The organism is Pseudomonas sp. PA-5-4B (assembly GCF_021606215.1).
Lineage (GTDB): Bacteria > Pseudomonadota > Gammaproteobacteria > Pseudomonadales > Pseudomonadaceae > Aquipseudomonas > Aquipseudomonas edaphica.
Genome location: NZ_WKDB01000038.1, coordinates 46,516 through 60,714, shown reverse-complemented (window position 1 = coordinate 60,714; position 14,199 = coordinate 46,516). Strand labels below are relative to the sequence as shown.

11 protein-coding genes and 2 pseudogenes are annotated in these 14,199 nt (G+C 56.8%); 8 read left to right on the top strand and 5 right to left on the bottom strand.

The features are described from left to right. Nucleotides 1-158, bottom strand: a pseudogene (locus GIW28_RS19185) (tyramine oxidase subunit B); the annotation flags it as partial. Nucleotides 159-641: 483 nt separating this feature from the next. Between GIW28_RS19185 and GIW28_RS19180 the strand changes: the two are divergent. The 7 genes from GIW28_RS19180 (at nt 642) to GIW28_RS19150 (ending at nt 8,863) form a co-directional block, all read left to right on the top strand. Further along, nucleotides 642-1,148, top strand: a complete 507-nt coding sequence (locus tag GIW28_RS19180; protein WP_236447442.1) for a nuclear transport factor 2 family protein — start codon at nt 642-644, stop codon at nt 1,146-1,148. After that, a complete protein-coding gene (locus GIW28_RS19175) occupies nt 1,145-2,245 on the top strand; it encodes an amidase (protein ID WP_056858404.1) in 1,101 nt (366 codons plus the stop codon). The genes GIW28_RS19180 and GIW28_RS19175 overlap by 4 nt, the downstream gene beginning before the upstream one ends. A gap of 603 nt (nt 2,246-2,848) precedes the next feature. Continuing rightward, entirely contained in the window at nt 2,849-4,273 is a 1,425-nt protein-coding gene (locus GIW28_RS19170) for an APC family permease (protein ID WP_236447443.1), read from the top strand. A gap of 165 nt (nt 4,274-4,438) precedes the next feature. Continuing rightward, nucleotides 4,439-5,722, top strand: coding sequence for an aromatic ring-hydroxylating oxygenase subunit alpha (locus GIW28_RS19165; RefSeq protein ID WP_065873523.1), 1,284 nt, complete (start codon nt 4,439-4,441; stop codon nt 5,720-5,722). Beyond that, nucleotides 5,723-6,199, top strand: a complete 477-nt coding sequence (locus tag GIW28_RS19160; protein WP_003232726.1) for an aromatic-ring-hydroxylating dioxygenase subunit beta — start codon at nt 5,723-5,725, stop codon at nt 6,197-6,199. A gap of 503 nt (nt 6,200-6,702) precedes the next feature. Beyond that, nucleotides 6,703-8,028, top strand: a complete 1,326-nt coding sequence (locus GIW28_RS19155) for an alginate export family protein (protein ID WP_236447444.1) — start codon at nt 6,703-6,705, stop codon at nt 8,026-8,028. A gap of 565 nt (nt 8,029-8,593) precedes the next feature. After that, nucleotides 8,594-8,863: a hypothetical protein gene (locus GIW28_RS19150; protein WP_236447445.1), complete on the top strand. Its 270-nt coding sequence runs from the start codon at nt 8,594-8,596 to the stop codon at nt 8,861-8,863. A gap of 36 nt (nt 8,864-8,899) precedes the next feature. Here the strand turns inward: GIW28_RS19150 and GIW28_RS19145 are convergent, their stop codons facing one another. The 3 genes from GIW28_RS19145 to GIW28_RS19135 form a co-directional block, all read right to left on the bottom strand. After that, complete coding sequence (locus tag GIW28_RS19145) at nt 8,900-9,463, bottom strand: cytochrome b (protein WP_236447446.1); 564 nt, start codon at nt 9,461-9,463, stop codon at nt 8,900-8,902. A 78-nt stretch (nt 9,464-9,541) separates the two neighbouring features. Further along, nucleotides 9,542-10,996: an aldehyde dehydrogenase family protein gene (locus GIW28_RS19140; protein ID WP_056858410.1), complete on the bottom strand. Its 1,455-nt coding sequence runs from the start codon at nt 10,994-10,996 to the stop codon at nt 9,542-9,544. 26 nt (nt 10,997-11,022) lie between these two features. After that, nucleotides 11,023-12,399: an aspartate aminotransferase family protein gene (locus tag GIW28_RS19135; RefSeq protein WP_236447447.1), complete on the bottom strand. Its 1,377-nt coding sequence runs from the start codon at nt 12,397-12,399 to the stop codon at nt 11,023-11,025. 212 nt (nt 12,400-12,611) lie between these two features. On the opposite strand from GIW28_RS19135, the gene GIW28_RS19130 reads away from it, so the two are divergent. Beyond that, a complete protein-coding gene (locus GIW28_RS19130) occupies nt 12,612-13,628 on the top strand; it encodes a helix-turn-helix domain-containing protein (protein ID WP_236447448.1) in 1,017 nt (338 codons plus the stop codon). Here GIW28_RS19130 and GIW28_RS30845 read toward each other — a convergent pair. After that, nucleotides 13,576-14,091: pseudogene (locus tag GIW28_RS30845) on the bottom strand (methyl-accepting chemotaxis protein); the annotation flags it as partial. The gene GIW28_RS19130 and the pseudogene GIW28_RS30845 overlap by 53 nt on opposite strands. Nucleotides 14,092-14,199: the final 108 nt, after the last annotated feature.

Genomic DNA, 14,199 nt, shown 5'->3' with positions numbered 1-14,199 from the left:
GAATTGTTATTGGGACCTGCCATCCGGTAGTCGCCGTGGTACATCAGGGAAAACATTTCTTCCATCGTGTCAACGCAGGCTGCCATATTGGTGACGCCCGCCTGAATCATGTCCGGTTCGGAGAGGTAAATGAAATCAATATTTGGTAAGTTGTGCATAGTCGTTGATGCTCATTTTGAAATACTGCTCTTGCCGCTGATACGAACCTTTCTCAGCGGGGACGTGATCTGACCGGTTGGGCTCTAACCTTCAACGCCGTTGTCATTCTGAATCGAACGGTCCAAATCGCAGGGCCTTCGAATAATCGGGTGAGCCATGACGGTTATGCGCTTTTTTCGGCGCTTAACTGCTCCAAATCCGCCTTGGAGCATTCGGCATGAGTTCTGGCGCTCAAGCTAAACTAGGTAACAGACCACGCTTATCCTACAGTTCGTTTTTTTGAACTCGATGACATTCGAGGCGACACTTGTTGTGGTAATGACAACGCTTGCGCTATCAGGGTATAGCGGCTATTCCGGTCAAGCTCCGATCAACATCATTGCCTAAAAAGCAACATGATCCCTGGTTGCTGTGATTGTGGCCCGATTTCTATGTCAGTAATTTCCTTGTCTTGTTTTTGCAGATTCGACAGGAGCCTTTTCATGATTTCCCCCATTTCTGACATTTCCCTGCTGGAAGAGCGTATTCGGGTACTTGAGGCCGAATCTGCGGTTCGCCATTTACTGAATCGGTATATGTTTTTGTGCGACGTTCCCGGGCCTGAAACACGTGAAAGCGAGCTGGGCCAATTGTTCTGCCAGGACGCAGTTTGGCAGGGGGTCGGATCTCGGTATGCCCTTAAGTTTGGTCGTGTACGCGGACGCAAAGCGATAGTGGAGATGCTCATGAGTTACCTGCCACCGGCTCCGCACTTTCTGTCAAATATGCACTTTCTTTCCGGTGAGCAGATATCTGTCGATGGTTTTCAAGCCAAAGGCCGATGGGTAATGCAGCAACTCAGTCGCTACGAGTCTGGCCAATCAGGATCAATTGTCGCCGCCCTCAGCGTGGAATTTCTCTGGGAGGCAGACGCCTGGCGCATCTCCTCTTTTTCAACTGAACGCGTTGATGCCTTTCGTCTCGAGAATGGCCAGGGGGCGTCACTGTGATCCCGCTGGTCATTGAAGGTTGCATCGGGGGGCCAGGTCGGACGGTCGCCATCAAGGATTCTTTGGATGTGGCAGGTTGGCCAACACGGTGTGGGAGTCGTGCTTTCGAACACGCCCCGCCAGCCCAAAACCATGCAACTGTTGTGAAGGCGCTTCTCGACGATGGTTGGCAAATCATTGGCAAGACTGTGCTGCATGAGCTGGCTTTCGGTGTGACCGGTATCAACGAGTGGGCTGGAACGCCAATTAATCCACAGGCACCGGATCGGATACCTGGTGGCTCTTCCAGTGGCTCAGCGGTCATCGTTGCTCAGGGAAATGTGGATGTGGCATTGGGTACTGATACAGGAGGTTCTGTGCGCATGCCGGCTGCCTGCTGTGGGGTCTTGGGTCTCAAGCCATCGTTCGGTCGTTTGAGTCGTCACGGTGTGTATCCGGCTTCCAGTTCTCTTGATGTTGTAGGACCCATGGCTCGTGATCTCGAGACGCTCGTGGCTGCGATGACTTCAATGGACTCAACTTTCTCGGCGCATAAGCCTCTCGGGAAATTCCGGGTAGGTTTAGTCAATGTCTCTTGCGATCCTGCGATTGAGCAAGCCATACGGGACGAGATGAATCGTCGCGGCTGGGCCTGGGAAGTCGTCACGCTGCCGCTTCTTGATCAGGCATTCGAAGCTGCATTGACCGTCATTAATGCTGAAACGTGGGCTGCCTATGGTCATTACACCGGCCAGGCTTTACTGGGTGCCGATATTGAGGCGAGGTTACTGCGTGCGGCCAACACTGATGCCGTAGCCGTACAAGCTGCGCATGCGGTGCGCATGGCATTCAGCGAACAAGTAGACCATTTGCTGGAACGCTTCGATACACTCGTCCTTCCGAGTTTGCCTCGTCTGCCACCGCTATTGGTTGATGTATGCAAGGGTGAATCGGTGATCGATCTGACGCGCTTCCTCAGGCCGTTCAACTTGAGCGGGCACCCGGCATTGAGTGTGCCAATTCCCTATCCGGGTTCCTCCATTAAAACCAGCCTGCAACTCATCGGGGCAAAGGGTGACGACGCACGTCTGTGTGCCATTGCTGGCGCGTTCCTTTGAATAAATCAGCGTTCGTCATCGAGCGCAGCAAGCACGCGGGTCAGGCGGTGCAATCAGCAGGCGGTGCAAGCAAAAAGTGACTCAGTTCCTTCTCGGGCGACCAAGGACCTGATCAGGGATGTCACTCAAAAGGTTGCAGCGTTGCAATCTGTACAACGAATGTCGCTTACGGTGTCATCGTTTTCGCGACGAAGTACTGCAAGGATACCGGTAGGCCGTATACCCCTATGAAGCCGGCTACGTGTGATGCGCAATCTACATCGCGCCGACAATTAGAAGGATACGCTTGAACCAGATTCAATCCGCTTGCCAAGGCCAGGAATATACACTGCACATTGATGCCTCGTTGAATAGGCGTCATGAATCGTGTCATCGAAGACAAGTGATTGGTTTGAGTTTCTGAGTACACGCCTTTTGGCAAGATAAGAGTTTGATGAACTCGGCAACGAGTGAAGGGCGATATAAAGAATGGCCAGGCTGCGGTTTTCAGGGGCAGCGGGCAGGTATCGTTTGCGCTTGAGGAGCGCTCGCGTTGGTCCGCAAGGACGCTGCTGCATCGATTTATTTCCGTTATTCATAAAATAATTAGAGTGGAGAATTGGGATGACAGAGCTATCCGAGCCCCTATCTGCAGATGTGCCTACAGGCGGCCAGCAATTAGAAGGTAATCTAAGTGCTTATAAAATCGCGTTATTGGTGATTGCAGCCGCAGGACCGTTAGGGGCCGTTCTTACAGCAGCCCCCATTGCTTTTGAGCACGGTAATGGCGCTGGCCTTGCCGGAGCATTCCTGCTGGCAGGAATTCTGATGATTTTTTTCTCGATAGGGTATGGCGAGTTAATCCGGGCGATCCCGGGGGCCGGCGCATTTTACAAGTACCTCACGGTGATCTTTGGACGGGGCGTAGGCACGGGGGCGGCATGGGTCGCCTTAGCCTCTTATCTGGCGATTACCACGGCGATTGCCGTGGCGTCCGGGTATTACACGAATATGACCATGCAAGGGTTTGGTATTGATATCGGTTGGGCAGCATGGACCGTCTTATACGTGGGGGCGATCTGTTACCTGGGTCGGGCGAATATTGATTTTGCCGCAAAGATCCTCGTGCCTTTGGTGCTTGCAGAGTTCTTTGTGCTTTTTCTACTGGGTATTTCAATATTCTTGGATAAAGGTCTTAACGCCTTCCCGGTTCAAGCCATCTCGGTAGACGCAATAATGCTGCCGGGGCTGGGGGTTGGGCTCATGGTGGCGCTGGCATCATTCCTCGGTGTTGAGTCCGCCGCGCTTTATGCGATGGAAGCCAGGAAGCCAGCAAAAACCATTCCGCATGCCACTCGTTTGGCGGTCGTTTTGGTAGGCGTCGCCTATTTGATCATTATCTGGCTGATCATCGGTGAGGTTGGGTTTGACTCCATCAAGGACGAGGCAGCAATAGCGAAGGGCGGGTTGGTCATTAATTTGTTCACGACTCGTTTGGGTAGCACGATGGCGACAATTGTTTCTCTCATGCTGTGCACCAGCAACTTTTGCTGTTTGTTGTCACTGCATAATGCTGCGACGCGGTATGTTCAAGTTTTGGCCAAAGACAGGCACTTGCCGAATGTTCTTTCACATGTTCATGAAACGAAAAAATCTCCAGCCAATGCAAGTCTGCTTGTGACCGTGCTCGTTGCACTGACCATTATCGTCTCTTCCTCCCTGGGCTATGACGCTTTTGTATTTTTGTTTCCCGTAACGGTGGCATTGTCGACGCTTGGATTGATAGGGCTTCAGACATTTGTCACATTGGGGGTCGTTGTTCACTTCAAAAAAGCCAACGATAAACGGTATTTTAAAACGTTACTCAGCCCACTCATCGCACTGGCTGGGCTTAGTACTGCCGTTTATCTCATCTACGACAATTACGGCATGCTGACGGGCAGTGAATCTGCCTGGGTCAATGGCACTCCATTACTTCTAGTTGTCTTGTTTCTCTACGGGATAATCAAGGGACGCTTCAGGAAAGCCGACTCGTCCGGAATCAAATGATATAGGCCATGCCTACACCACCGTTAAGCTTGATCCAGGTGGGCTGACGCTTGTTGTCTTTAAAACAATAAACCTCTCGCGGTCGGCGGTTGATGAGCTGTGGGTGCGGGCTTAAGGTTATTTCAAAATAACTCTCGTGACATTGCGATAGAAAGGTAACTAATTGTGAGCGATTTAATTAACGTTGTCGGGCTTGATATGGAACCCGCAAGCTTGATCAAGCACGACCGCGTGCACACCTCGTTGTACACCGACGCCAAGCTGTTTGACATGGAACTGGAAAAGATTTTCTACAGTACTTGGGTCTGGGTCGCGCACGTCAGCGAGATCCCGGAGGCGGGCAGCTACAAAAGCACCTACATCGGTAAGCAGCCGGTGATCGTGGTGCGCGACCGCAAGAAACAGGTCCATGTGCACCTCAACCGCTGCCGCCATCGCGGCGCTACGGTATGCGAACACAAGAAGGGCAAGACCAACAGCTTTGTCTGCCCATATCACGGCTGGAGTTACGCGCTGGATGGTTCACTGCGTGGTGTGCCGAGCCCTGAAAGCTACGGTGATTGCCTGGATAAGGGCGAGCTGCCTCTGGTCAGCCTGCGTGTTGAAGAATATGCGGGCATGCTGTTTGCCACTCTCAAGGATGACATCGAACCACTGGTCGACTTCCTCGGGCCTGCCAAGAAATGGATCGACCTGTTCATGAAACAGGGCGCCGGTTACCCGATCAAGGTCCCAGGCGAGCACCGTTTCCGCTTTCCGGGCAACTGGAAAATCCAGTTGGAAAATACCACAGACGCTTACCACTTCCCGCTGGTTCACAAGTCGTTCCTGGCATCGGTTGATGAGCAAACCCTCAAACTGTTCGACTTCGTTGAAGGGCCGGGTTACGTCGAAGACCTTGGTAACGGGCACAGCGTAATGGTGATGATCCCCGACCTGGTGGATCTTGAAGCCGATCTCGACAAACCGATTCCGGAGCGCTTCGAGGAGCTTGCTGCGCAATTGCGCGAAGACGGTATCGAAGAGCAGCAAGTGCGCCGTATTGTTCGTGCTGTCGGTGGCTCGGGTTTCAATCTTAACCTGTTCCCCAACGTTGCCTGTTCCATGGCGTTTTTCCGCGCGCTGCAACCGATATCGGTGACAGAGACAGAAATTCATCACTCGGTAATCACCATGGACGGCGGCCCTGCTATAGCCAACCGCTACCGCCTGCGTTTGCATGAGCACTTCCAGGGTCCGATGGGCTTTGGTACTCCGGACGATTCCGAAGCCTGGGAGCGTGTGCAGAAAGGCGCCAGTGCTGGCGAAGACCTGTGGATCATGTTGAACCGTGGCCTGCCGGGTGAGATACCGACCGAAGACGGGCTGGTCAGCGACGTAAGCGCCGAGACCGGCATGCGAGCTGCTTACCAGCAGTGGAAAAAGATGATGACGGCAGAGACTAAGTAAATGAACCTGCAATTACTGAACCAAGTCACCGCTTTTATCTGGGCTGAAGGCGACATGCTCGACCATGGCGAATTCGACACCTGGTTGAGCCTGTGGAACGAAAAGGGTACTTACATTATCCCGATCAATCCCAAGGAAGAAGACTTCGAAAACACCCTCAACTACGCCTATGACGATCATCACATGCGTCAGTTACGAATCCAGCGTCTGACCGGAGGTGATTCGATTTCCACCAGCCCGCAGCCGCGTACCGTGCGCACCCTGTCACGTTTTCGTGTGCTGTTCGAAAGCGATGAAAAAGTGACGGTCCGTTGCGCGCAAAACGTGCGCGAGTTCCGTAAGGACTCGCTCAAACATTACAGCGCGGACATCGTCTACGAGCTTGAGCGCGTTAGTGACACTTTCAAAATTCAGCGTAAGTTGATTCGTTTGATCAACGCTGACGACGCACTCGCCGGGATAGGTTATATACTTTAAGTTAACAGTTCGGGTGCCGGAGACGAGGAGTGCCCGCACTGTTTCTGCCGGCTATAAGAGCGGTGCCTTCTGATACTCGCCAAGCGTTTTGATCGGAAGGCACTTTGTCGGGGTTGAACAGGGTCTACTGAGGGTGTCGGTTATAGATTTAAATATCAGTCTCTATAGAAGCGGGTGTTTTCTGTTGGGTCAGCATACTTAAATCTTTAGCCCTTCTTATACGTGGCACAGGCTCTACAGAAAAAGCACGTCAGACTCGATTGTTGTAAAGATAATAATGCTCATGTTAGGCCTGCTAGAGAGGTATTCAAGCAAGCTATCGCGAGGAGGTGAAGATTTAAAAAAACGCAACAGATGTTTAAAACTTAAACTACGCAACTATTAATCGGTAGCTCCCATTGACTACCCCAACGACTGCAGAATCCTGGCGGCATTTAAATGCAGGTGAGGAATAGCCCATTGAATGTATCGCTTAACCCAATAAAAAAAATGGAAATGCAACCATGCGTCGATATTCCCTGCTTCACTTTTGTACCCTCGCTGCACTGTTCAATGCAACAACTCCCGCGGGCGCTTATGAGCTTTTTTCCCGAGATGACACCCATCTCAATGCTAACCTGGATGCGGTTTTTGGCGTTTTCCACAGTCGTGAAAGTTATCCAGCCTCTGGCCGGTTAACACAGGGGGCGTCCTCATGGCGAGAGGGCTACATCAAGTACGGCGTGAGCGGCGATCAGGGATTGCGAGGCGCAGGGACGGCCTATGGTGCCTTCTCACTGGTCAGTTCGGCCACTTGGGGGGACGGGGACGCTGCTGGCTACACAGATGGATCTGAGCGCACCACCAAGATTGAAGATGCTTATTTGGGATGGCGCTCGGGCAACCTAGTTGAAGTCCTTGGCAAAGACGGCATCGACTTTTCATTCGGTCGACAGAATATTGCAGTGGGCGACGGCTTCCTTATTCAGGGCGATGCCTTCAGTGCAGGTCGCGGCCTCGGCGACGGACAGTACAATCGTGGAGGTGCTTTCTACGTGGCTGCCCGCAAAGCGTTCGATAAGACAGCCGTGTTGCGCATTGGCGGTAAAGAGGGCTGGCGTGGCGATCTGATGTGGCTTAAATCCGATAACCCCTCTCAGGCCAATACCGAGATGTACGTCGGTACGCTGGAACACGTGGCTGCAGCCGGTACGGTTGGCCTGACGTACATCAATACCACGAAAATCGCTGAACAGTACGCTTCGCCCCTGCAGCTTGAGCGTGAAGGCATGAAGACCTACAGCGTGCGCGCAGTGGGTAATGCGGGCGTGGAAAAACTGTTTTTGTCGGGTGAATACGCCAGGCAAAACAAACCGAATGCGGCGAATGAGGACGCTTGGTATCTGGAAGCAGGGTGGACCTTTGCTGATGCTCCGTGGAAGCCGAGCGCCAGCTATCGCTACAGCCGCTTTTCAGAGGGTTATGACACCTTGTTTTATGGGACGGGTCGTGGCTACGGCACATGGTTCCAGGGTGAAGTGGCCAGTAACTATGCCGGCCCCTTCAACAATAACGCTCGTATCCAGAATGTTACGTTCAAGGTCAATCCTTTGGAAAGCCTGACCCTCGGAGCCATGTACTTTAATTACGACACCATCGATCGTAACGTGAGTAACACCGATGGTCATGAAATCGACTTGTATGCCGAATGGCGCGTTAATCAGCACCTGACCGTTTTGCCGTTGTTAGGCATCTACCAGCCAGACAAGAGTGCAGAGAAGGGGGGGACGCAGTTGGGTAACAACGATACAAATGTGTACACCCAGTTGGTGTTTGCTACGACATTTTGATACCTGGCAGGTGACTGATGTCACCTGTTTTTGTTCCTCGCCGTTTAGATAAAGTTGTATCCCTGCACACGCCATAGCTCACCGTCGGATCGCCGAGTTTTGCCTGGCAAACGTTCTGTACTTCTTGCGAGATCTAGCTTGATCAAAGAAAAGCATGACGTAAATAACGCAGTCAGCACTAGAAACCGGCAGAGCGTTTCATCCGTGCGCCTGGAATAGTTTCCACTTTTGCTCCTTGGTGGAGGTGCCCTCGTTCCCGAGGGCACCCTTTTTAGACAGCCACTCTTTTTGAGCGGTTCTTGGCCGCTTTATTCTGGGGTCGCGTGGCCCAAGATTATTTCGTCTGGAGCACCCAGGATTTTAGCCCAATCGACTTTCCTGACAGCGTCGCCGCGACATCGCATCATGCCCCAGAATAAAAATCCGACGGTGCTGGAGTATCTCAAGGGGCGCAGCGGGCATATCGTCGGTCTGCTGATGGGGGGCGAGCATCAGCATCAAGGGAAGCAATTTCTCCCATACCGGCGACGGCGACCGGGAGGGCGCCCGTGGGTTCTGGTAGGTGGTGGAAGAAAGCCTGCGCTGCCTGAAACTCCTCTACCTGGTGTTGCGCAGCGCGGCGCCGAACATCGAGCTGGCACACTTGATAGTGCAGGAAGCGGATCTGTCGTTTCGCGAGGCCTATCACATGGTACGTGTGGTGGTGCGCAGAGCCATGGACGCAGGCCTGCTGACGCACCAGATCGACGCCGGCTGTGCTAAAGCTCATTCATGTTCCAGAGCTGCTTTCGCAAGCACCAGACCCTTGGTGGGCTCCGTTTCAAGCGATATCTAACGAGGCGTTGGCATCCTGCGCCAACGCCTTCCTGGTTCATAGCATGCGACGCAGCACGTCTTTGCGCGGGTCCTTGTCGAAAAACCGGTGCTTGAGCGCACCCACCACATGCAGCACGATCAGCGCCAGCAGGGTGTAGGCGAGGACTTTGTGCAGCCATTGGAACACGGCGAACCAATCGTCATTCTTGGGCAGCAGCTCCGGCAAATTAACCCCGAAAAAGAACACGCCGTCGCTCATCGTGTAGGTGCTCGACATGGAGTACCCCATCAAGGGCACGATCACTACCAGCGCATACATTGCACGTTGCGTCAGTCTGGAAAGGATCCGCTCGTACGGTGTCAGTGTCTCCAGCGGTTGCGGAATGCTCGGTGCCCGCCAGCGCAGGGTGATCTGGGTCAGCACCAGCAGAAACGTCAGTAACCCGAAGGATTTGTGCCAGGGGTAATACAGCTCGTATTTGCTCGGCACTTCATCGTTCAGGCCGGTCATGTGCCACCCTGCCCAGAGCAGGCCCAGGACCAGTACGGCACGTACCCAGTGCAATACGCGCAGGGCGGTTGGGTACCGATCTATTGTCGGTTGATCTAATGGGGTCATATAAGGCTCTCCACGGTTCTATGCACGTTTGAAGGGCCACCCTTGTCGAGGGTGGCGCGGTCAGTGCGGAAAGTACGCTCAGGCAGGCAGCAGCACGGTAATCACTTTTTCCTCGGTGTAGGCCAGCGCGCCGCTGAACCCGCCTTCACGGCCGATACCGCTGGTCTTGAGGCCGCCCCAGGGCAGGTTGGCGTCCAGCGGGCTCCAGCAGTTGATGCCCACGGCGCCGGCCTTCACCGCCGCCGCGACGCGGTGCGCGCGCGACAGGTCGGTCGTCCATACCGTGGCCGCCAGGCCGTAGCTGGAGTCGTTGGCCAGGGCGATCGCTTCCTCTTCGCTGTCGAAGGCGATCAGCGTGCCCACGGGGCCGAAGATTTCGTCCTGGGCAATCGCCATGTCATTGCGCGCATGGGCGAAGATCGTCGGCCGCACAAACCAGCCCCGTTCAGGACTCGATACCCCGCCGGCGAGTAGCACGGCGCCCTCGTCGATGCCGAGCTGGATGTAGCGGTTGACGCGCTCGAACTGGGCTTTCTTGGCCACCGGGCCCATCTGGACGCCGGGCTGGCGCGGGTCGCCCACGTTCACCGCCTGAGCAGCCTCGGCCAGCGCCGCACCGAAACGCTCGGCGATGCTGCGCTGCACCAGAATGCGCGAACCGGCGGCGCAGACCTGGCCCTGGTTGGCGAACAGGCCGAGTGCACAGCCGCGCAAGGCGTCGTCGAAGGACGCGTCGTCGAACACGATCTGCGGGCTCTTGCCACCCAGCTCCAGGGCCACGCGCTTGAACAGCACGCCGGCGGTGCGCTGGATCTCGCGTCCGGCCTCGGGGCTGCCGGTGAAGCTGATCTTGGCGATGCGCGGGTGTTCGCACAGGGCCCGGCCTACTTCGTTGCCGTAGCCGGTGACCACGTTGATTACGCCGTCCGGGAAACCCGCCTCCTGCGCCAGCGCCGCCAGGTGCAGCGCCGATTGCGGGGTTTCTTCCGAAGGCTTGATGACCACCGTACAGCCTGCCGCCAGCAAGGCGGCGAGCTTCCACACCGTTATCATCAGCGGCGAATTCCAGGGCACGATGGCACCCACCACGCCCACCGGCTCGCGTACCGTGTACGACAGGGTCCGGGTGCCGAAGTAGCCGCCGCTGGGAATGGTCCGGCCTTCAAGCTGGTTGGCCCAGCCGGCCGCGGCGCGCAGATTGGCGATCGCGTTGGGCAGGTCCATCCGGCGTGGTTCGATGGGCGAGCGGCCGATGGCGTTGGCGTCCAGGTCGGCGAGTAATTCGCTGTCGCGCTCTACCAGGTCGGCCAGCTTCGACAGCAGCCGGCCACGCTGTGCGCCGTCGAGCTGGCTCCAGGCGCCGCCCTCGAGCTGGCTGTACGCGGCTGCCACGGCGCGGTCCACGTCCTCGGCCGTGCCGCGCGCGGAGCTGGCGTACACCTGTTCGGTCACCGGGTTTATCAGGTCGAGGCGACGGCCGTCGGAACTGTCGACGGCCAAGCCAGCGATGAAATGCTTCAAGTGCTCAGTCATTTTTTGTGTTCCATAAGAGGGCAGGATCAGGCCTTGAGGGACGCCAGGGCGTCGCCGAAGATATCCAGGGCCTTGAAGAACAGCTCGCGGGAAATGGTCAGCGAAGGCATCACGCGCATCACGTTGCTGTAGCGGCCACAGGGGATCATCAGGACGCCGTGGTTGAGCAGGTAGCCCATCAACTGACCGATCTTCTCGCCCGCCAGGGGCGCTTTGCTGACGGAGTCTTCGACCAGTTCGATACCGATCATCAGGCCGCGCCCGCGCACTTCCCCCACGAGCGGGCTGTTGAAGCCACGGATACGTTCCTGGGCTTCCAGCCCCAGCGCGTGGGCACGGTTGAGCAGGTCGAGATCGGGGTCCTGGAGGATGCTGATGTTGGTCAGCGCCACGGCCGCGGACAGCGAGTTGGCGGCGAAGGTATTGGGCATAGAGCCGTCGGGAATCTTCGCCGCCAGGTCCGAGCGCATAATCAGGCCGGCCATCGGCAGGTCGCTGCCGATGCCTTTGCCGAAGGTGAGCATGTCGGGCTTCACGCCGGAATGTTCGACCGCCCACATCTTGCCGGTGCGACCCGCGCCGGATTGCACTTCATCGACAATCAGCAAGGTGCCGCTGCGGTCGCAGGCCTGGCGCAACCGTTGCAGGAACTCCGGCGAGGGCGGCACGTAGCCGCCTTCGCCCTGTACCGGTTCCACGATCACGGCCGCCACGTCATCGGCGGCGGTGTACGGGGTATTGAGCAGATAGTCGATGTAGTCGCCGGCGATCTGTTCGGCGCTTTTGTGGGTGGTGTCGAAGGGAAAGCGGTAGGCGTAAGGGTAGGGCGCGTGAATCACGCCGCACATCTGTGCGCCAAAGCCCTTGCGGTAGGCCGTGCCGGTTGTCAGCGAGCCCGAGGCGTTCCAGACACCGTGGTAGCCGCCATGGAAGGCGATGATCTGGTGCCGCCCGGTGATGCGCTTGGCGAACTTGATGGCGGCTTCCAATGCGTCGCTGCCGCTTTGCGTGAAGAAGGTAATGCAATCGCCACGCAGGCCGTCAGGGGCGATTTCGGACAGTTTGGCGGCCAGCTCGGTGCGGCGGGTGCTGTTGATTTCCAGGGCATGCATCAGCACTTCGGACTGTTCGCGAATGGCCTGCACCACTTTGGGGTGGCAACGGCCCACGCTGCTCACGCCGACCCCGGCGGACAGGTCGATGTAAGTGTTGCCGTCGGGATCCTTGAAGGTGGCGCCGAAGGCGCGGTCCATGGCGATCGGCATGCGCCCGCCGCCGCGTGCCATGGACTCGGTGCGCGCCGACAGTGCCAGGGCCTCGCACGTCTTGGGCCCGGGAAGCGCGCTGGAGGTGATTCGCGGTGCATCGGCAAAATGGAGGGCTGCAAGCTGGGCTTCACTCATGACGGATTCTCTGCAAGGGTGTTTTATGTGGGGTTGATCATCTCCGTAGCGGGCGCCAGGCAGGTAGCCCGAATCGGCACATGGGCGTGCTGGCGCAGGTCATTCGGCGTGCCCTTTAAATGGCGCTGGAATTTGCATAAATTGCTTTATGTGAGAATATAAAGAAATAAAAACGCCTTAAAAGAATAAATAATTAGTAGGTGTCGCTCATTATGAGAAATAATAGCACCGGTCATTTTAAGGACGTGCACGTTCATGCCGCCAACGTGCAGCAGTGGAACCAGGACTACAACCAGTTAACCGCCGGCTCGACCGAGAGTACGCTGATGCAGCTGACCACGGGCGGTTGCCACGTTTTCCTCGAACAGATCAACCAGCGTGTCGTGCAACACGGCGTCGCGCCGCGCGGCAAGATGTGCTTCGCGGTGCCGATCAACGTGCCGGGTTCGATGCGCATGCAGGGGCGTGAGGTGGACGACAGCAGCCTGTTCTTTCTGCACGGCGGCGAGGAGTTTATGTTCCATATGCCGATGGGCATGCAGCTGCTGTCGATTACCTTCGAGCGAGAATTGTTCGAGCAGGCACTGGCGCAAACGGCATCGGCGAAGGACGTCAGCCTGTTGCTGCGCCAGCCGGTTATCAGGGTGTCCAGCCAGCGTTTCTCCGAGGCCCGTCGGCGCTTGCTCGCGCTGTTCGCCCAGGCCATGGCCGATGGGACTCACGACAGCGTGCAGGAGCGGCAACATGAACAGGCGCTGGAACAGGCCATGCTCGATGAGCTGGTGCAACTGATGGCCGACCCGGCCTGCGACAAGCAGCAGCGCACGCCCAGTTCCACACGCAGTTTTATCGTCGAGAAATGCCACCGTATGGCGGCTGCCGGGCAGTTCGACGTGCCCAGTGTGTTCGAACTGTGCGAACGCCTACAGGTGAGCCGGCGCACCGTGCAGAACAGTTTTCGCGCCGTGGCCGAGACCACGCCCCTGAACTACCTGCGTTGCGTGCGGCTCAATGGCGTGCGCCGCAGCTTGATGTCCACCCAGGCCGCGGGCCTCTCGATTGGCGACGCAGCGGCCCAATGGGGGTTTTACCACCTCAGCCATTTCGCGGCCGAGTACCATGCGCTGTTCGCCGAGTTGCCGTCCCAGACGTCACGCGCCACCCTGGCGCCGTGCGCTATACGCGGAACTGGTCCATCAGTGTCATCTGTTGATTGGCCCGTGCGTTGAGCTGACTGCTGATCTGCGCCGACTCGGCGGCCTGCTCGGTAAGGGTCTCGGTCACCCCGCGGATGGTCGAGACGTTTCGGTTGACCTCTTCGGCCACCGCGCTTTGTTCTTCCGCCGCGCTGGCGATCTGCATGTTCATGTCGCTGATTACCGTGACCGCCTCGCTGATTTTGCTCAGGGCCTGCAGGGCCTGGTGGATCTGCCCGGCGTTGTCCTGGGCCAGTGTCTGGCTGGAATACATGGTGGCGACCACGCCGCGCGTACTGGTCTGGATGCGCTCGATCACCAGGCGGATTTCTTCCACTGAATCCTGGGTGCGCTTGGCCAGGTTGCGCACTTCATCGGCTACCACCGCAAACCCCCGGCCGCTTTCCCCGGCGCGCGCCGCTTCAATCGCCGCGTTGAGTGCCAACAGGTTGGTTTGCTCGGCAATGCTGCGGATCACTTCCAGCACCGAACCGATCTGCTCGCTGTTGACCGCCAGGGCCTCGACTTCATTCACCGCCTTACTGACCTCGCTGGCCAGGGCGGTGATGTCGCGGGTGCTGCGCTCGATAAGGCTGATGCCGTC

What these genes read in the sequence shown, in the direction of transcription:
- GIW28_RS19180 (WP_236447442.1), top strand. Translation starts at nt 642, where the DNA reads ATGATTTCCCCCATTTCTGACATTTCCCTGCTGGAAGAGCGTATTCGG.
- GIW28_RS19170 (WP_236447443.1), top strand. Translation starts at nt 2,849, where the DNA reads ATGACAGAGCTATCCGAGCCCCTATCTGCAGATGTGCCTACAGGCGGC.
- GIW28_RS19160 (WP_003232726.1), top strand. Translation starts at nt 5,723, where the DNA reads ATGAACCTGCAATTACTGAACCAAGTCACCGCTTTTATCTGGGCTGAA.
- GIW28_RS19155 (WP_236447444.1), top strand. Translation starts at nt 6,703, where the DNA reads ATGCGTCGATATTCCCTGCTTCACTTTTGTACCCTCGCTGCACTGTTC.
- GIW28_RS19145 (WP_236447446.1), bottom strand. Translation starts at nt 9,463, where the DNA reads ATGACCCCATTAGATCAACCGACAATAGATCGGTACCCAACCGCCCTG.
- GIW28_RS19140 (WP_056858410.1), bottom strand. Translation starts at nt 10,996, where the DNA reads ATGACTGAGCACTTGAAGCATTTCATCGCTGGCTTGGCCGTCGACAGT.
- GIW28_RS19135 (WP_236447447.1), bottom strand. Translation starts at nt 12,399, where the DNA reads ATGAGTGAAGCCCAGCTTGCAGCCCTCCATTTTGCCGATGCACCGCGA.
- GIW28_RS19130 (WP_236447448.1), top strand. Translation starts at nt 12,612, where the DNA reads ATGAGAAATAATAGCACCGGTCATTTTAAGGACGTGCACGTTCATGCC.